Annotated in this window: 15 protein-coding genes; all 15 read left to right on the forward strand. The window is 52.1% G+C overall.

Annotated elements, in window-relative coordinates:
• Positions 1-6 precede the first annotated feature (6 nt).
• A complete protein-coding gene (locus EDM54_RS01305) occupies positions 7-795 on the forward strand; it encodes a phosphatidate cytidylyltransferase (RefSeq protein ID WP_003385854.1) in 789 nt (262 codons plus the stop codon).
• A 40-nt stretch (positions 796-835) separates the two neighbouring features.
• Positions 836-1,996, forward strand: a complete 1,161-nt coding sequence (locus EDM54_RS01310; protein WP_122957627.1) for a 1-deoxy-D-xylulose-5-phosphate reductoisomerase — start codon at positions 836-838, stop codon at positions 1,994-1,996.
• Between the two features lie 26 nt (positions 1,997-2,022).
• Positions 2,023-3,291 carry an RIP metalloprotease RseP gene (rseP, locus tag EDM54_RS01315; RefSeq protein ID WP_003385852.1) on the forward strand — a complete coding sequence of 423 codons (1,269 nt, stop codon included), beginning with the start codon at positions 2,023-2,025 and terminating at the stop codon, positions 3,289-3,291.
• Positions 3,292-3,336: 45 nt separating this feature from the next.
• Complete coding sequence (gene ispG, locus EDM54_RS01320; protein ID WP_003385851.1) at positions 3,337-4,419, forward strand: flavodoxin-dependent (E)-4-hydroxy-3-methylbut-2-enyl-diphosphate synthase; 1,083 nt, start codon at positions 3,337-3,339, stop codon at positions 4,417-4,419.
• Positions 4,420-4,449: 30 nt separating this feature from the next.
• A complete protein-coding gene (locus EDM54_RS01325; RefSeq protein WP_024983829.1) occupies positions 4,450-6,192 on the forward strand; it encodes a proline--tRNA ligase in 1,743 nt (580 codons plus the stop codon).
• Between the two features lie 159 nt (positions 6,193-6,351).
• Positions 6,352-10,662 carry a PolC-type DNA polymerase III gene (locus EDM54_RS01330; protein WP_031932904.1) on the forward strand — a complete coding sequence of 1,437 codons (4,311 nt, stop codon included), beginning with the start codon at positions 6,352-6,354 and terminating at the stop codon, positions 10,660-10,662.
• Between the two features lie 192 nt (positions 10,663-10,854).
• Positions 10,855-11,313: a ribosome maturation factor RimP gene (gene rimP / locus EDM54_RS01335; RefSeq protein WP_003385847.1), complete on the forward strand. Its 459-nt coding sequence runs from the start codon at positions 10,855-10,857 to the stop codon at positions 11,311-11,313.
• Between the two features lie 39 nt (positions 11,314-11,352).
• On the forward strand, positions 11,353-12,444 hold the full coding sequence (nusA, locus tag EDM54_RS01340) for a transcription termination factor NusA (protein ID WP_003385846.1): 1,092 nt from the start codon (positions 11,353-11,355) through the stop codon (positions 12,442-12,444).
• Positions 12,445-12,446: 2 nt separating this feature from the next.
• Positions 12,447-12,737, forward strand: coding sequence for an RNase P modulator RnpM (gene rnpM / locus EDM54_RS01345; RefSeq protein WP_003385845.1), 291 nt, complete (start codon positions 12,447-12,449; stop codon positions 12,735-12,737).
• Positions 12,734-13,033, forward strand: a complete 300-nt coding sequence (locus EDM54_RS01350) for a YlxQ family RNA-binding protein (protein WP_003385844.1) — start codon at positions 12,734-12,736, stop codon at positions 13,031-13,033. Before rnpM ends, EDM54_RS01350 begins: the two co-directional genes overlap by 4 nt.
• Before the next feature lie 18 nt (positions 13,034-13,051).
• The gene (gene infB / locus EDM54_RS01355) at positions 13,052-15,514 is read left to right on the forward strand and encodes a translation initiation factor IF-2 (RefSeq protein ID WP_003385843.1); all 2,463 of its coding nucleotides are present in this window, start codon (positions 13,052-13,054) and stop codon (positions 15,512-15,514) included.
• Positions 15,514-15,795, forward strand: a complete 282-nt coding sequence (locus EDM54_RS01360; RefSeq protein WP_003385842.1) for a DUF503 domain-containing protein — start codon at positions 15,514-15,516, stop codon at positions 15,793-15,795. Before infB ends, EDM54_RS01360 begins: the two co-directional genes overlap by 1 nt.
• 22 nt (positions 15,796-15,817) lie before the next feature.
• A complete protein-coding gene (gene rbfA, locus EDM54_RS01365) occupies positions 15,818-16,189 on the forward strand; it encodes a 30S ribosome-binding factor RbfA (RefSeq protein WP_003385841.1) in 372 nt (123 codons plus the stop codon).
• Positions 16,182-17,177 (forward strand): DHH family phosphoesterase, encoded by a 996-nt coding sequence (locus EDM54_RS01370; protein ID WP_031932903.1) that lies wholly within the window; start codon positions 16,182-16,184, stop codon positions 17,175-17,177. Before rbfA ends, EDM54_RS01370 begins: the two co-directional genes overlap by 8 nt.
• A complete protein-coding gene (gene truB / locus EDM54_RS01375; protein ID WP_003385838.1) occupies positions 17,170-18,096 on the forward strand; it encodes a tRNA pseudouridine(55) synthase TruB in 927 nt (308 codons plus the stop codon). The genes EDM54_RS01370 and truB overlap by 8 nt, the downstream gene beginning before the upstream one ends.

Raw genomic sequence — 18,096 nt, forward strand, 5'->3', positions numbered from 1 at the left:
AATCAGTTGAAGCAGCGGATCATTACAGGCCTCATTGGTGGGGCAGGCTTTTTGTTATTGGTTTATTTAGGGGACCATTGGTTCTCGTTGCTCGTATTTTTCTTGGCCGTTATAGGCCTTTTTGAATTTTTGCGGATGGCAAAGGTTCAACCGCTGAGTGTGGCAGGGGTACTGGCGTATCTGCTCATGATCAGCCTGTTGTGGCCGTCTCTTTCCTTTACGAAAGAGACAGGAGTCATACTGCCTGATCTGGTACTGCCCGTAACCCTTCTTTTGCTTTTGTACGCGGTCTTTCGGAAAAATCAGTTTCACATTGAACACGCCGCCCTTGCATTGGTGGGGGCGTTATACATAGGCTATGGCTTTGCCTATATGGCTGCGCTGCGCAATTTGCCAGACACAGGGCTGATGCTTACAGTTCTCGTTATCCTGGGAATATGGGCAACAGATTCAGGAGCGTATTTCATGGGAAAAGCCATCGGCAAGCGGAAGCTTTGGCCTGCAATTAGTCCGAACAAAACGATTGAGGGAGCCGCAGGCGGCTTGCTTGCGGCTGTTCTTGTCGTTATGGCAGTAAACGTATGGATTGGCGGAATCTCTTTGGACAAGGCGCTGATCATTGCCCTCGTCAGTGGGATTGCGGGTCAGCTTGGCGATTTGGTTGAGTCCGCGATCAAACGTCATTTTGAAGTAAAAGATTCAGGACAAATCATCCCTGGACACGGGGGAGTTCTTGACCGTTTTGACAGCATGATTCTTGTCTTTCCGGTTTTGCATTTGCTGGGCATTGTCTAACGGGAAAAGCCATATAGAAAGTATATAGAGGGTGAAGCGTTTGAAACGAATATCGCTCTTGGGCTCAACAGGCTCCATCGGCAAAAGCACGCTCGACGTGGTGTCTCAACATCCGGAGGAGTTTAGCGTAGTCGCGATGGCAGCCGGGTCCAATATCGAACTGCTGGCTGAACAGATCGAACAGTTCAGGCCGGAACTGGTCTCTGTAGGAAACGCTCAAGCGGCCAAAGAATTGCAGGGACGTCTGGGGAACAGCCGGGTCGAGATTATGTACGGAGAAGCGGGATTAGAGGAGACGGCGAAGCATGCTGAGGCCAATTTCGTAATGACGGCAGTGGTCGGAAGCATCGGAGTTGCGCCTACACTCGCTGCCATAGAAGCTGGCAAGACCATCGGTTTGGCCAACAAGGAAACGCTTGTCAGCGCTGGCCATATCGTGATGAAAGCAGCCAGGGACAGAGGTGTGCAGATCATTCCGGTCGACAGCGAACACTCGGCAATCTTTCAGTGTTTGCAAGGGGAGCGTCGCGAGGATATCGCCCGCATCATTTTGACAGCTTCAGGCGGGTCATTTCGCCATTTGAGCCGGGAGGAGCTGGCCGATGTGTCTGTGGAGCAGGCTTTGCATCATCCGAACTGGAGCATGGGCTCCAAAATCACGATCGATTCGGCGACGATGATGAACAAGGGCTTTGAGGTTATCGAGGCTCATTGGCTCTTCGACCTTCCTTATGAACAGATCGAATGTGTTCTCCATTATGAGAGCATCATTCACTCTATGGTAGAATACAAAGACCGGGCTGTCATGGCACAACTGGGTACGCCCGATATGCGCGTGCCGATCCAGTATGCGCTGAGCTATCCGAAAAGAATGCCGCTTGGTACGGAACCGCTCGATCTGGTGAAGAGCGGCACGCTTCATTTTGCACCAATGGATTTTGACCGCTATCCTCTGTTACAATTGGCGTATGAGTGCGGAAGAGTAGGCGGGACTCACCCCACTGTATTGAACGCTGCAAATGAGGTGGCTGTAGACAGCTTTTTGCGAGGAAGCATCGCATTTCTGGAGATTGAAAAGATCGTTCGCCAAACGTGCGAAGCCCATCAGGGCACGAGTCATCCTTCTCTGGAAGAAATTTTGGCAGCCGACCAGTGGGCACGCGATCAGGCTGCGAGCTGTCTGGGCGTTAACAAGCGTTAAAAACGGAATGAAAGGTGGCTGTTCTCTTGCCTTTTCCCAACTTGGATTCAGTGGAATCAATTCTCGCGATAGTCATCGTGTTCGGTGTACTTGTCTTTGTGCACGAGCTTGGTCATTTTCTGTTGGCAAAACGGGCCGGCATTTTGTGCCGGGAGTTTGCACTTGGAATGGGACCAAAGATTTTTAGCGTAAAGCGAGGAGAAACAGAATACACACTGCGGCTGCTGCCGATTGGCGGGATGGTACGCATGGCGGGGGAGGACCCTGAGCTGGACGTTCTGAAGCCGCACATGGAAGTGACCTTGGAGCGAGATCCGGTGGGGAAGGTAACCCGCATCCTGCTGGATGGCCCAAATGGTGAAGGCAAAGGTGCGGTAACAGGTACAATTGTCGATTTCGACCTGGAGAAAGCATTGTCCATCGTTCTGGAAACAGACGGAGAACAACGCACTTTTTCGGTGCATCCGCAAGCCCAGCTCGTAAAAGACGGTCATGAGGTGCAAATCGCCCCGTTGGACCGCCAGTTTAAAGGAAAGACGGTTATGCAGCGCTTCTGGGCAATCTTTGCGGGCCCTGCTGCAAACTTTTTGCTCGCTTTCGTGTTGTTTATCGTCATCGGACTCGTTTATGGAGTACCTGTAAATGAGCCCGTGCTGGGCGAGATCATCCAGGGAGGACCGGCAGCACAGGCGGGATTGCAATCAGGAGACAAGGTTATTACGATTCAGGGACAGCCTGTATCGACATGGAGAGAAATGGTGGAGATCGTCAGCAAATCGCCGGACAAGCAACTGGAAATCGTTGTTGATCGGGGAGGACAGATGATCAATGCCATGGTCCATGTCAAGAACGAGGAGAATGTCGGGAAGATCATGGTGGGCAACGCTGTCACCTACGCTCCGGCGCAAGTGCTTCAGTATGGCGGAAAATCGACATACGAGTTTACCACGATGATTTTGACGAGTATCGGCATGCTCTTTACAGGTTCAGTGGGATTGAACGATCTTAGCGGACCAGTCGGAATCTTTAAGATGACCGGCGAATTTGCTCAGCAAGGCTTGGCGATCCTGATGAAATGGGCAGCTGTCCTGAGTATTAACCTGGGACTGATCAACCTGCTTCCTTTGCCTGCTTTGGACGGAGGCAGACTCGCCTTCCTGCTGATCGAAGCCCTGCGGGGAAGACCGCTTGATCCGCATAAGGAAGGGATGGTACACTTCCTTGGGTTTGCCTTTTTGATGTTGTTGATTTTGGTTGTGACATGGAACGATTTACACCGATTGTTTACAGAATAAAGCAGTGTTCACAGGCTGTTTGACAAACATAAAGGATGGTGCCCTATGTACAAGCGTGAGGAGACCAAACCGGTATTTGTGGGAGGCGTACAAATCGGCGGACAAAAAAGTGTTGTCATTCAATCGATGACAACCGCTGATACGCGGGACGTAGAAGGGACGCTGGCACAGATTCAGCGGCTCTATGACGCAGGCTGCCAAATTGTTCGTCTGGCGGTTATCAACGAGGATGCGGCCCGTTCCATCAAAGCGATTAAAGAACGTTCTCCACTCCCGCTAGTGGCAGATATTCACTTTGACTATAAACTGGCGCTGATCGCCCTGGAGAGCGGAATTGACAAAATCCGCATCAATCCGGGGAATATCGGTTCAAAAGAGAAGACGAAAGCGGTCGTGGAAGCATGCCGTGAGCGCAATGTTCCGATCCGGATCGGGGTGAACTCCGGTTCCGTGGAAAAACGGCTGTTGGAAAAATACGGCTACCCATCTCCGGAAGCAATCGTGGAGAGCGCAATGGATCACGTGCACATTCTGGAAGAGCTCAATTACGACAACATCGTCATTTCACTGAAGTCTTCCGATGTTCCGACCATGATCCAGACGTACTCTTTGATGGCGCAGAAGCGCAATTATCCGCTGCACGTCGGAGTGACCGAAGCCGGGACACAGTTCTCTGGTAGCATCAAATCCGCTGTCGGGATCGGTACAGTGCTGTCAATGGGTATCGGCGATACGATCCGGGTTTCGCTGACCGCTGATCCGGTTGAGGAAATCAAGGTAGCCAAGCAAATTTTGCGCAGCCTTGAGATTGTGAACAACGATCCGGTCGTAATCGCTTGCCCGTCTTGCGGACGTTGTGCGATCGATCTGATCGGACTTGCAACCAAGGTGGAGGATGCTGTTTCTACACTCAAAACACCTTTGAAAATCGCCGTAATGGGATGCGCGGTAAATGGTCCCGGCGAAGCGCGGGAAGCGGACGTAGGTGTTGCCGGCGGTAATGGCGAAGGCCTGATCTTCCGAAACGGCGAAATTGTACGGAAGGTAAAAGAAACGGAATTGTTCGAGGAATTGATGAAAGAAATCAATGAAATCGTGGAAGAGAAAAAGACCACCCAGGTCGGCTAGACCCTCTGCAACGTGAAGGAGGACACGTGTGTGTTAAAGCAAAGTCAGATGTTGATTCCTACTCTGCGGGAAGTCCCGTCGGATGCGGAAATTGCCAGTCATAAACTGCTGCTCCGTGCAGGCATGGCGCGGCAGTTAGCTTCAGGCATTTATACCTATCTGCCGCTTGCGCTCAGGACCCTGCAAAAAATTCAGGCAATCGTTCGCGAAGAAATGAACCGGGCAGGCGGACAGGAATTGCTTATGCCAGCCATGCAGCCGGCAGAGCTGTGGCACCAAACCGGCCGCTGGGATGTGTACGGGCCGGAGCTGGTACGCTTGAAAGACCGTCATGATCGATCTTTTGCACTCGGCCCCACTCACGAAGAAGTGATTACGAGCCTGGTCAGAGACGAGATCAACTCCTACAAAAAACTGCCGATCAATCTGTATCAGATTCAGACGAAGTTCCGCGACGAGGTCCGCCCTCGCTTTGGTCTGATCCGCAGCCGGGAGTTTATCATGAAGGATGCGTATTCATTCGACACGACGCAGGAAGGGCTGGATAAGAATTTCCAAGCGATGTACGATGCCTACACACGCATTTTCACGAGGGTAGGTCTGAACTTCCGTGCAGTGGAAGCTGACGCGGGAGCGATTGGCGGAAAAGGCACCTATGAATTTATGGCGCTTTGCGATATCGGTGAAGATACGATCGCCTATTCGGAAAATGGCGACTATGCAGCCAATCTGGAAAAAGCGGAAGTGGTGTACAAGCCTGCAGCGAAGCCGAAGGGAGATACGCCGGCGGTTGAGAAGGTGCACACGCCTGATGTAAAAACAATTGAACAGTTGACGCAAGCTCTCGATGTTGAGGCCAGCCGGATTATCAAAAGTCTCGTTTACCGAGTGGATGAGAAGCTGGTCATGGTCCTGGTACGCGGGGATCACGAGATCAACGAGGTGAAATTGAAAAATCTGTATGATGCTACCCATGTCGGCTTGGCTTCAGAGCAGGACATTTTGGCGGCGATTGGAACACCTGTTGGCTTTGTCGGGCCAGTCGGTGTAGACCAGGAGAAGCTGGAGATCATCGCCGACAACTTTGTTCAGGATGTTGCCGACGGCGTAGCTGGTGCCAACGAGAAGGACTACCATCTCGTTCATGTGCAGGCTGGCCGCGATTTTACCGTCTCCCGCTATGCTGACCTGCGCAACATTATGGAGGGAGATGAATGCCCGCGCGGCGGCGGCTTGATCAAGTTTGCCCGCGGCGTGGAAGTGGGGCACGTCTTTAAGCTCGGCACGAAATACTCTACAGCCATCGGCGCGACCTATCTGGATGAAAACGGCCGAAGCCAGCCGATGATCATGGGCTGCTACGGCATCGGCGTGTCTCGTACACTGGCAGCTGCGATCGAGCAAAACAATGATGAACACGGGATCATTTGGCCTGTGTCGATCGCGCCGTTCCACGTCCATGTCATTCCGGTAAACGCCAAAGTCGAAGCGCAGCGACTGATCAGCGAGGAGATTACCGAAGCACTGGAGGCAGCCGGTGTTGAAGTGCTGTATGATGATCGTCCGGAACGAGCCGGCGTCAAATTCAAAGATGCGGATTTGATCGGACTGCCGCTTCGCATTACCGTTTCAGACAAGGCCTCAGAAGAGGGGCTGGTGGAGGTGCGGGTGCGCCGGACAGGCGAAACGCATGAAGTGAAACGAACCGAACTGGTATCGTTTGTCAAATCGCTTCTCGCCCGTGTGGACAGTACAGGTGCGGAACTGTTTTAAGTCCTAAAATCAAGCAGGAACTTGCACGGATTTTGTCGAATTAGTCGGGGTACGCCCCCTTGTGATGGGGGAGTATCCCTTTTTTATTTCTTTTGTTCGCTCCTTGCGAAAAAGGGAGACATTTTCGGGTAAGATCGGGAGATTGAGGTGGAAGAGACCGTGAATCGGTTACAAGAACAAAAACATCGCTTCTCACTGTTGGTTAAGCAGATGGACCTGCCAACTGATTGGGTGGAGCGATTTTTTCTTGATGCACATATCGACAAATTGGAGCTGTATCGTCAAAACAAGGAATGGGTCTTTCATTTTACACTTCCTCGCTTGCTTCCGGCTGATGTTTTCAAGGCGTTTTCCGAGCGGCTCAAGCAAACGTTCTCGCATCTGGCTTCGGTGGACGCCCGTTTCCGTTATCACGAGCAGCCATCCGTAGAATTTGCCGTTCAGGAATATTGGGATGTACTGCTCGCAAATTTGGAGCAAAGCCTCAATTCGTTGGCAGTCACTCTGCGTACGGCGCGCAAGCAGGTAGAGCAGCAGGAAGTCAAAATTTACTTGCCGACGGAGATGGCCGTAGAGATGGCCAAACGCAAACGGGCCGATAGTGAATTGGCGTCGTCGTTTGAAAAAGCGACAAGCTGTGTTCCCCGTTTTGCCTTTATTGCAGAAGAAAGCGATGAGGCGTACAAGGCCTTTGTGGAACAGCGCGAAGAAGAAGAACGTGCGCTGGTCGAAGTGGTCATGAGTGCTGTCCAGCAGGAGAAGGACAGCAAGGGAAGCGACCAGACGGAAGCAATCACTACGTTGATGATCGGCTATGACATCAAGGATGCGCCGATTCCGATCTGCGAAATACAGGAAGAGGAACGCCGTGTCGTGATCCAAGGTACGGTGTTCAATGTTGAGGTCAAGGAGCTGCGTAGCGGCAGACATCTCCTGACGTTCAACGTAACAGACTACACAGACTCGTTGACCGTCAAAATCTTCTCGCGCGACAAAGAGGACGTCAAAATGCTGGAGGCGCTCAAGGACGGCATGTGGGTGAAGGTTCGCGGAAGCGTCCAGCACGATACGTTCCTGCGCGAATTGGTCATGATGGCCAATGACGTCAATCAAATCGAGCAGGTAAGCAGGAAAGATACTTCGCCGGAGAAAAGGGTGGAGCTGCACTGCCACACGCCGATGAGTGCGCTTGATGCCGTCGCATCGGTCAAATCTCTCATTTCAACTGCTGCCAAGTGGGGACACAAAGCGATTGCCGTAACGGATCACGGTGTTGTACAGTCCTTCCCGGAGGCATACAGCATTGCCAAAAAGAACAACATCAAATGCATTCTCGGCATGGAGGCGTATGTCGTAGAGGACGGTGTCGACATCATCTACAATTTGACGCCGGAGAGTGATTTGCCGATCGACGAAAAGACGGAGTATGTCGTATTTGATACCGAGACAACCGGGTTGAACGCAGCCGAACATACGATTATCGAGATCGCCGCCGTAAAAATGCGCGGTCTGGAAATTGTGGACAAATGGACAGAGCTGATTGATCCACAGTTGGAAATCGGGCCCAAAACGACAGAGATCACAGGGATTACCAACGAGATGCTGCGCGGAAAAGACACCCTGGAAGTTGTCCTTCCCCGCTTTAAAGAGTTTGCCGGCAATGCAGTGCTCGTCGCCCACAACGCGGAGTTTGACAAGAACTTTATCAATGCCTGCGCAAAGCGGATCGGCATGGAGCCGTGGAGCAATCCGTTTTTGGACACTCTGCCGCTGGCCCGCATGATGTATAAAGGGATGCGAAACTACCGCCTGGGTACGCTGGCAAAACGCTTCAACGTTGAATTGATCAACGCTCACCGCGCTTTGGACGATACTGTCGCATTGGCGCACGTGTTCCAGTATATGCTCAAAGATATGCGAGAAGCCGGGATTCAAAGCCTCATGGACCTCAACGAGCGGAGCAATGCCGAAGTCGATTACAAGAGCGGAAGACCGTTTCATGCAACCATTTTGGTCAAAAACAAAGCCGGGCTGAAAAACTTGTACAAGCTGGTCAGCAAATCCCATGTGGAAACCTTCTACCGGGTGCCGCGCATCCAGCGGAGCCAGCTCGTAAAATTCCGCGAAGGCTTGCTTATAGGGACCGCTTGCAAAGACGGCGAGCTGATGCAGTCGATTCTGCGCGGGAAATCGAGGGAAGAGTTGAAAGAAGTGGCAGCTTTTTACGATTACCTGGAACTGCAGCCCATCGCCCATTACGCGCCGCTGCTCAGAAATGAGGAAATTCCCTCGCTGGAAACGATGAAAGGCTATCACAAGATGATCGTGGAAATCGGGAAAGAGCTGGGAAAACCGGTGGTGGCGACCGGGGACGTTCATTTTCTCAACCCGCAGGATGATATTTTCCGGGATGTATTCTTGCTCTCGCAGGGCTCCCACGATGCCGGCAACCAGCCGCCGCTGTATTTGATGACGACCGATGAGATGCTGGAGGCTTTTCAATTCCTCGGGGAAGATATCGCCCGCGAAGTGGTCATCACCGCCCCGAATGAAATTGCCGACAGTATTGAAGAGGTCTCGCCGATCCCGGATTCGCTGTACACGCCGATCATCGAAGGGGCCGATGATGAGCTCCGTCAGATGTGCTATGACAAGGCCAAGAGACTGTACGGAGATCCGCTGCCTGAAATTGTTGAGAGTCGGCTGGAAAAAGAGCTGACGAGCATTATCAAGCACGGTTTTGGGGTCATTTACCTTATCTCGCAGCGACTCGTGACCAAATCGCTCTCTGACGGCTATCTCGTCGGATCACGTGGATCGGTCGGTTCATCCTTTGTTGCGACCATGTCCGACATTACCGAGGTAAATCCGCTGCCTCCGCATTACCGTTGCCCGGAGTGCAAGCACAGCGAGTTTATTACGGACGGTTCGATCGCTTCCGGTTTTGACCTGCCTGACAAGGAATGTCCCTCCTGCGGGCATAAGCTGGCAAAAGACGGACAGGACATCCCGTTTGAAACGTTTCTTGGCTTTAAGGGGGACAAGGTCCCCGATATTGACTTGAACTTTTCGGGCGAATACCAGCCGCGGGCGCACAAATACACGCAAGAGCTGTTCGGTGTGGACTATGTGTACCGTGCGGGTACGATCGGCACGGTTGCGGAAAAAACAGCGTACGGCTATGTCCGCAAATATGCGGACGAGCGAGGAATGACTCTCAGAAATGCAGAGATTGCGCGACTGGTAAACGGATGTACCGGGGTAAAACGGACGACCGGCCAGCACCCGGGAGGGATTATCGTCGTACCGTCCTATATGGAGATCGAGGATTTTTGCCCGATTCAGTTTCCGGCGGATGACAACGAGTCCGAGTGGAGAACGACGCATTTTGACTTCCACTCCATCCATGACAACCTGCTGAAGCTCGACATTCTTGGACACGATGACCCGACCGTTATTCGGATGCTTCAGGACTTGACCGGAATCGATCCAAAAACCATTCCGCTGGATGACAAAGCGACGATGTCGATTTTTAGCTCGACAGAAGCGTTGAATGTAACGCCGGAGCAGATTCGCACGAACATGGGGACACTCGGTATTCCGGAGTTCGGTACGAAGTTTGTGCGGCAGATGCTTGAGGATACGAAGCCGACGACCTTCGCCGAGCTTGTGCAGATTTCCGGTCTTTCACACGGAACCGACGTCTGGCTGAACAACGCCCAGGACCTGATTCGCAGCGGAACGTGCAGACTGCCGGAAGTTATTGGTTGCCGGGACGATATCATGGTTTATTTGATCTACAAAGGTCTTGAGCCATCCCGGGCCTTTAAAATCATGGAGTCGGTCCGTAAAGGAAAAGGGGTTCCCGAGGAAGATCAGGAAGAGATGCGCAAGAACAATGTGCCTGAATGGTATATTCAATCTTGTCAAAAGATCAAGTACATGTTCCCGAAAGCGCATGCGACCGCTTACGTCATGATGGCTGTCCGCATCGCCTATTTCAAGGTGCATCGCCCGCTTGAATTCTACGCGACGTACTTTACGGTACGCGCTGACGACTTCGACATTCCGTTGATGGTAAAAGGTTCCTCGGCGATTCGCCAAAAGATCGAAGAGATCGAGGGCAAAGGGCATGACGCACAGCCGAAAGAAAAGTCGCTCTTGACTGTTTTGGAGATGGCTCTCGAAATGGTAGAACGCGGTTTCAAATTTGCCAATGTGGACTTGTACCGCTCGGATGCCACCAAGTTCCTCATTGACGGCGACAAGCTGATCGCGCCTTTCAATGCCTTGCCTGGGCTTGGTACGAACGCCGCTATCGGGATCGTAAAAGCCAGAGAGGAAGGGGAGTTTCTGTCCAAAGAGGACCTGCTCACCCGCTCCCGCATTTCCAAAACCATTCTGGAATATTTGGAAGAACAAGGGGCGCTTCAGGGATTGCCAGAATCCAATCAGCTCTCCCTGTTCTAAAAAATAGGAGAGGGTTTGGCGACCTTCCCAAGCCGGTTCGGACAGGTTTCATAGCCGCGGTTGTCAACAAAGGGCTGTTATGCTATAATTTTTTTGGAAATACTGGTTATTACGAACGCAGATCGAGAGTGGGGAAACCCACTCTTTCTTTCTGGCTGAACTTAATGCTTCATTTGACAAGGAGGTACTTGCTTGAGCAAGGTAACAGACATCGTCACCGACCTGGTAACTCCCATTCTCGACGAGCTGGGTCTGGAACTGGTTGACATCGAGTACAAAAAAGAAGGCAGCAACTGGTTTCTGCGCGTGTTCATCGACAATGAAACAGGAAGCATCGACATCGATGACTGCGGCCTTGTCAGCGAGCGGCTAAGCCAGCGGCTGGACGAAGTGGACCCGATCCCGACCGCATACTTCCTGGAAGTATCTTCACCGGGAGCAGAGCGTCCTCTGCGAAAAGAAAGCGATTTTCGCAAAGCTGTTGGCAGGCACGTACATATCACGACAAAGGAGCCGATCGAAGGCGAAAGCACTTTCGAAGGCGAGCTGATTTCCTTTGAAGATGGTAAGCTGACAGTGAAAGAGCAGAAAAAAACGCAAGTCATTGCACTGGAGCAAATTGACACAGCCCGAATGGCGATTGTCTTTTAATACTGTGGTCTGTGGGTAAAGGAGGAGGCAACGAAAATCATGAACGCCGATTTTATCGAGGCATTGGAAGCCATTGAGAGAGAAAAGGGAATCTCCAAAGATATACTGATTGAGGCAATTGAAGCTGCTCTCATTTCGGGATACAAACGAAATTTTAATTCTGCCCAAAACGTACGTGTCGACGTCAATCGTCACTCGGGGCAGGTTCGGGTTTTTGCGCGCAAAACCGTTGTGGAGGAAGTGCTTGACCCGCGCTTGGAGATTTCCTTGGAGGCATCACAGGAGATCGACCCCAATTTCCGCCTGGATGACATCGTCGAAATCGAGGTAACCCCGCGGGATTTTGGACGCATCGCTGCGCAAACGGCGAAGCAGGTGGTTACCCAACGCATCCGCGAAGCAGAGCGCGGCTTGATTTACAGCGAGTTCATCGAACGCGAAGACGACATCGTGACTGGTGTTGTGCAGCGTATGGACCAACGCAACTACTACATTGACCTGGGAAAAGCGGAAGCGGTCATGCCGATTACGGAAAAAATGCCGACTGACGATTTTAAATCCCAGGATCGGGTAAAGGCATACATTATCAAGGTAGAAAAGACCACAAAAGGACCGCAAATCGTCGTGTCCCGTACACATCCAGGTCTGCTCAAGCGTCTGTTCGAGCTGGAAGTGCCGGAAATCTACGACGGTGTGGTTGAGATCAAGTCGGTTGCCCGCGAGGCGGGAGACCGTTCCAAAATTGCCGTTCATTCCATCAATCCTGACGTCGATCCGGTCGGCGCTTGCGTAGGCCCGAAAGGTCTTCGCGTTCAGACAATCGTGAACGAATTGAAGGGCGAAAAAATTGATATTGTCCGCTGGTCGGAGGACCCGGCTGAATACGTGGCCAACTCGCTGAGCCCGGCAAAGGTGCTCCATGTAGAAGTGAACGCGGCGGAAAAAGTAACACGGGTGATCGTTCCCGACTATCAGCTTTCGCTTGCCATCGGAAAACGCGGACAAAACGCTCGTCTCGCCGCCAAACTGACTGGCTGGAAAATCGACATCAAGAGCGAATCTCAGGCAGACCAAGAAGGCATCGTCTATCCGAAAGCGGAGGAAGGCGATGAGGGGGCGGATTGGGTATAACCATGAAGCAAAAGAAAATCCCTTTGCGAAAGTGCATCGTTTGTCAGGAAATGTTTCCAAAAAAAGAACTGGTACGTGTCGTACGTACGCCGCAGGAAGAGATCATTATTGATCCGACCGGAAAGGCGGCAGGACGCGGGGCGTATGTTTGCCGTCAGGAGAGCTGCCTGAAGCCGGATACATTTGCAGCAGGTAAATGGAAAAAAGTGTTGGAACGAGCCCTCAACATGTCTGTCACCCAGGAACAGTACGATGCGTTTCGTGAAAAATGGCTGGAGATGATGGGACAATGATCCCCAAGGCAGCGCAAATGTTGGGATTGGCGATGCGGGCCCGCAAGGTCATTACCGGAGAAGGATTGGTCGTCGAGGCCGTTCGGAACGGAAAAGCCAAACTGGTGCTTCTCGCTGCCGATGCCTCTGCCAATACATCCAAAAAAGTGCAGGACAAGTGCGCCCATTATGGTGTGCCGTGTGTATCAGCAACAGACCGCTATGAGCTTGGCCGTGCAATCGGCAAGGATGAGCGTGTAACGATTGCCGTAACAGACGGAAAACTGGCGGAAAGTATACAGCGTCTGCTCACCTAATTCAGAAGGGGTGATCTCATGAAGACACGCGTGTATGAATATGCGAAGCAGCACAACATGAGCAGCAAGGAAATCCTCAATTTGCTAAAGAGATTAAATATAGAAGTTGCAAATCATATGAGTATCATGGACGAACCGATGGTCAAAAAGATTGAAGAGCATTTGGCCAAATTGCGTTCGGGAAGCGGGAAACAACAAGAGCAGCAACGTTCTTCCGGACAGCGGGAGGCAAAGCCCGCTAAGACGGAAGAGAAGAAACGGGATGAATCCAAAGGACAAACACAACGAACCGGACAGTCGAATCAACAGCAACAGCAGCATCGCCGCAATGACCGTCCGGGAAATCAAACTGGCAGCCGACCAGGTGGACAACGACCAGACCAATCACGTCCACAGCACGGAAAAAATCAGGGGAAGAATCAGGAGAGAAAACCAAACGATATGAGAAGTCAACCAGGGAAACCGCTTGATCGCAAACCAGTCAACCAGCAAGAGCCAACGGTGAACGAAAAAGATGATGTACGCACGGGCGAGGATTTTGAAGAAAAGGTAAATATCCCGAACAAGGTAAGCTTGGAAAAACGGGAAAAAATCAAAAAAGCCCCAGGACCAAAGAAAACCTTTGAAGACAACAAGAAGAGCCAGCCGTTCAAAGGCGGAAACAAACGCCAGGACAACCGCAGGCATGGCGGCCAGCGCGAACAGCAGCAACAGCGTCCTGTTCTCGAGCCACCTAGCAAAATTACGTTCACTGAATCTTTGACCGTAGGAGAGCTGGCGAAGAAGCTTCGCAAGGAACCGGCGGAAATCATCAAAAAGTTGTTTAATTTGGGCATCATGGCTACGATTAACCAGGATCTCGATCGCGATGCCATCGAATTGATCTGTTCGGAATACAATGTGGAAGTCGAAGAAAAAATCGTCATCGACGAAACCAACTTTGAAACGATCGAAGAAGTGGACAATCCGGCAGATATGGTGGAGCGTCCGCCGGTCGTTACGATCATGGGTCACGTTGACCACGGAAAAACGACACTGCTTGATGCCATCCGCTCCACGAACGTAGTGGCAGGCGAAGCAGGAGGCATCACGCAGCACATCGGTGCATATCAGGTCGAGATTAAAGGCAAGAAGATTACCTTCCTCGACACGCCTGGCCATGCAGCCTTTACGACCATGCGTGCGCGCGGTGCGCAAATTACGGACATTACCATTCTGGTAGTTGCTGCAGACGACGGCGTAAAACCGCAAACCATTGAAGCGATCAGTCATGCCAAGGCAGCAAAGGTTCCGATTATCGTCGCCGTGAACAAGGTCGACAAACCGGAAGCCAATATCGACCGAATCAAGCAAGAGCTGACCGAGTATGAGCTGGTAGCAGAAGAATGGGGCGGAGATACGATCTTTTCTCCAATTTCCGCTAAGCAGCGCCAAGGTATCGAAGAGCTGCTCGAGTACATTCTGCTCGTTTCCGAAGTGCAAGAGCTGAAGGCCAATCCAAACAAGCGGGCCCGCGGTACCGTCGTGGAAGCCGAGCTGGATAAGGGACGCGGACCTGTAGCGACTGTCCTCGTTCAACACGGTACCCTGAAAGTCGGAGATCCGATTGTCGTCGGTTCCGCCTTTGGACGCGTTCGTGCCATGGTAAATGACAAAGGACGCCGCATGAAGGAAGCTGGACCGAGCACGCCTGTAGAAATTACCGGTCTGAACGACGTGCCGCAAGCCGGGGACCAGTTCATGGTCTTTGAAGATGAGAAAAAAGCGCGTGCAATCGGGGAAGCCCGTGCTTCCAAACAGCGTGAATCCGAGCGCCGCGCAAACACTCGCGTATCTTTAGACGATCTGTTCCAGCACATTCAAGAGGGCGACATCAAGGAGCTCAACCTGATCGTCAAGGCTGACGTTCAAGGTTCTGTCGAGGCTCTTCGCGGCTCTCTGGAAAAAATCGATGTCAACGGAACGCGTGTAAAAATCATTCACACAGGCGTAGGTGCGATTACGGAATCCGATATTACGCTGGCAAATGCCTCCAATGCGATTGTGATCGGCTTCAACGTACGTCCGGAACCAAACGCGCGGAGCATGGCTGAGCAGGAGAGCATTGATATTCGACTGCATCGGGTTATTTACACCGTGATTGAAGAAATTGAACAAGCACTGAAAGGCATGCTGGACCCTGTCTATAAAGAGTCCATCATCGGCCAGGCAGAAATTCGCGAGGTATTTAAAGTGTCCAAAGTGGGCAACATCGCAGGCTGCTATGTTACAGAGGGCAAGCTGACCCGCGATGCCGGTGCTCGTCTGATCCGCGAAGGCGTCGTGATCTACGAAGGAAAGCTGGATACGCTGAAACGCTTCAAGGATGACGCCAAAGAAGTTGCCGCAGGCTACGAGTGCGGACTTACGCTGGAGCGCTACCATGACATCAAGGTTGGCGATGTGATCGAAGCCTTCGTCATGGAAGAAGTAAAACAATAATGATTGCGGGTGCGCGGATTCAATTGTTTCTGCCTGCCTGCCAAAATCTGAAAGAGAAAAGGGCCATTGTCAAAAGCGTTCTGGGAAAACTGCGGAGCAGATTCCATGTCTCCGCGGCAGAGCTGGCCTATCAGGAGCAGTGGCAGCGTGCCGAAATTGGTATCGCTGCCGTTGCCAATGAAATGTCCTTTTTGGCAAATCAGATGCAAGCGATGATACGGCTGGTGGAAAACCATCCCGGTGTGGAGTTGATCCAAGCCGATACGGAATACTACGAGTAGGAAGCCAGCGGAGGTGATAAATATGAACAAGACACGGATGAGCCGGGTTGGCGAAGAGATCAAAAAAGAGCTGAGCATCGTTTTGCAGCGCGGTTTGAAGGACCCTCGCATCGGGTTTGTGACCGTTACGGATGTAGAGGTGACAAGCGACCTGCAGCTTGCGAAAGTATACGTCAGCATTTTTGGCAGCGAAGAACAACGGAGAGACTCTCTGGCTGGGTTGCAAAAAGCGAAGGGCTACCTGCGCACAGAGATCGGAAGACGGGTAAAGCTCCGTCATATACCGGATTTTGTATTTAAATTGGATGAATCGATTGATTATGGCAGCAAAATTGAAACCATCCTGCGTGAAATCTCCACGGATGGAGAAAAAGGGGACAAACAGGATGAGTAATTACAACCGTTCCTTGGAGGAAGCGGTCAGCTTCATGAAGAAGCATGACCGTTTTCTGGTTCTTTCCCACGTCAATCCGGACGGGGACGCCACGGGCTCTGCGTTGGCCGTCGCCCAGATGCTGCGTGATCTCGGCAAAACCTTTGTAGTCATCAACGAAGGCGAGACACCGGCCAGATTTTCCTTTTTGCCCGGATTTGAACAGATTCGCAATGTATCGCAGTCACCGCTGGAGGAGTCTTTCTCGGCGGTGATTGCTGTCGATTGCGCGGACCGCTCTCGCATGGGCAATGTCGAGCATCTCTTTGCTCAGGATGTGCAACTGTTAAACATCGATCATCATCCGACCAACGACGAATTCGGCACATGCAATGTGATCCGGACCGATGCCGCTGCGACTGCGGAAATCCTGTACGATCTGGCTGTAGCCGGCCATTTGCCGTTTCAAGCGGATTTGGCGCTATGCCTCTATACCGGCCTCTTGACCGATACAGGGGGATTTCGCTATTCCAACACCACGCCGCATGTGATGGAGAGTGCCGCCAGTCTGCTCAAATATGGCGTTAATCCGGGCGAGGTCGCTGAGCGTTGCCTCGAAGTGATTACACTCGGGCATGTGAACATTTTGCGCCAAGCGTTGGGCAGTCTGAAACTGTCATTCCAGAACCAGGTTGCCTCTGTTTGCGTCAGCAGACAGGATCTGGCCGAGGCGAATGCCGACCGCGAAGACGCAGGCGGCCTTGTGAATTACTGCCGCAACATCGAGGGTGTCGAAGTCGGCATTTCCTTCGTGGAAGCGGAGCCGAATGTGGTCAAGGTGAGCTTGCGGGCGCGCAGCTACGTCAATGTAGCCGAGATAGCCAAGCAGCTCGGTGGAGGAGGCCACGCCAAAGCGGCGGGATGTACGCTTCACGGATCATTGGACGAGGTTCGCGATCGAGTCTTGGCCCTGCTGGGGGAAGTCATGGGAGTGAAGGACAATGAGTAAGGTCCACGGTGTCGTGGTGATCGATAAACCGGCTGGCATGACCTCCCATGACTGTGTGGCACGGGTACGCCGGATGTTTGGAACCAAGAAAGTCGGTCATACGGGTACACTGGACCCGGAAGTGACCGGTGTCTTGCCGATTTGTATCGGTAATGCGACGCGGCTGGTGGAGTATTTGCAGGAGCTGCCGAAACGCTATGACGTCATCATGCGGCTCGGCTCCTCGACAACGACCGAGGATGCTGGCGGTGAAATAGTCGAGCACAAGCAGGTCGACCCGCATGACGTTACACAGCAGAAAATCGAGGAAGCGTTCCGGCAGTTTTTGGGTGAAATCGAGCAGATCCCGCCGATGTACTCCGCTGTAAAGGTAAACGGGAAACGTCTGTACGACCTTGCACGCGAAGGAATTGTGATTGAACGGAACGCGAGGAAGGTAACCATTTACGAGCTGGATTTTCACCAGGTAAAAACGGACGGCGAGTTTGTGGACGTTTCCTTTTCCTGCACATGCTCAAAAGGAACGTATGTCCGCACTTTATGTGTTGACCTTGGGCGTGCTCTGGGGTATCCTGCCCATATGAAGCAGTTGCGGCGAGTCAAAAGCGGTCCGTTTTTGGAAAAGGAAGCGATACCGCTTGAGCGGCTGGAAGAAGCAGTCCAGACAGGTGAGGATATAACGAAGCACGTTATTCCGATCTCCCATGCGCTGTCGTTCCTACCGCGGTATGAAATCGCCCCCGACCGAAAAAAAGCGGTGCTGAACGGACTGTCGACCGCTCTCCCGGGTCTTGCGGCTAAAGAAGGTACGCTGATCTGTCTTTTTTCGGGAGAACAGCTTCTGGGAATCCATCGCGTCTGCCTTGGACCCAAGGGCCTTTTTGCAAAGGCTGAAAAAGTCTTTCCTCCTGAGGTGTAA

This window comes from Brevibacillus borstelensis, from assembly GCF_003710865.1.
GTDB classification, from domain to species: domain Bacteria; phylum Bacillota; class Bacilli; order Brevibacillales; family Brevibacillaceae; genus Brevibacillus; species Brevibacillus borstelensis.

Coding starts and splice junctions, on each gene's coding strand:
- ispG (WP_003385851.1), top strand. CDS start 3,337: ATGTACAAGCGTGAGGAGACCAAACCGGTATTTGTGGGAGGCGTACAA.
- nusA (WP_003385846.1), top strand. CDS start 11,353: ATGAACGCCGATTTTATCGAGGCATTGGAAGCCATTGAGAGAGAAAAG.
- rnpM (WP_003385845.1), top strand. CDS start 12,447: ATGAAGCAAAAGAAAATCCCTTTGCGAAAGTGCATCGTTTGTCAGGAA.
- EDM54_RS01350 (WP_003385844.1), top strand. CDS start 12,734: ATGATCCCCAAGGCAGCGCAAATGTTGGGATTGGCGATGCGGGCCCGC.
- infB (WP_003385843.1), top strand. CDS start 13,052: ATGAAGACACGCGTGTATGAATATGCGAAGCAGCACAACATGAGCAGC.
- EDM54_RS01360 (WP_003385842.1), top strand. CDS start 15,514: ATGATTGCGGGTGCGCGGATTCAATTGTTTCTGCCTGCCTGCCAAAAT.
- rbfA (WP_003385841.1), top strand. CDS start 15,818: ATGAACAAGACACGGATGAGCCGGGTTGGCGAAGAGATCAAAAAAGAG.
- EDM54_RS01370 (WP_031932903.1), top strand. CDS start 16,182: ATGAGTAATTACAACCGTTCCTTGGAGGAAGCGGTCAGCTTCATGAAG.
- truB (WP_003385838.1), top strand. CDS start 17,170: ATGAGTAAGGTCCACGGTGTCGTGGTGATCGATAAACCGGCTGGCATG.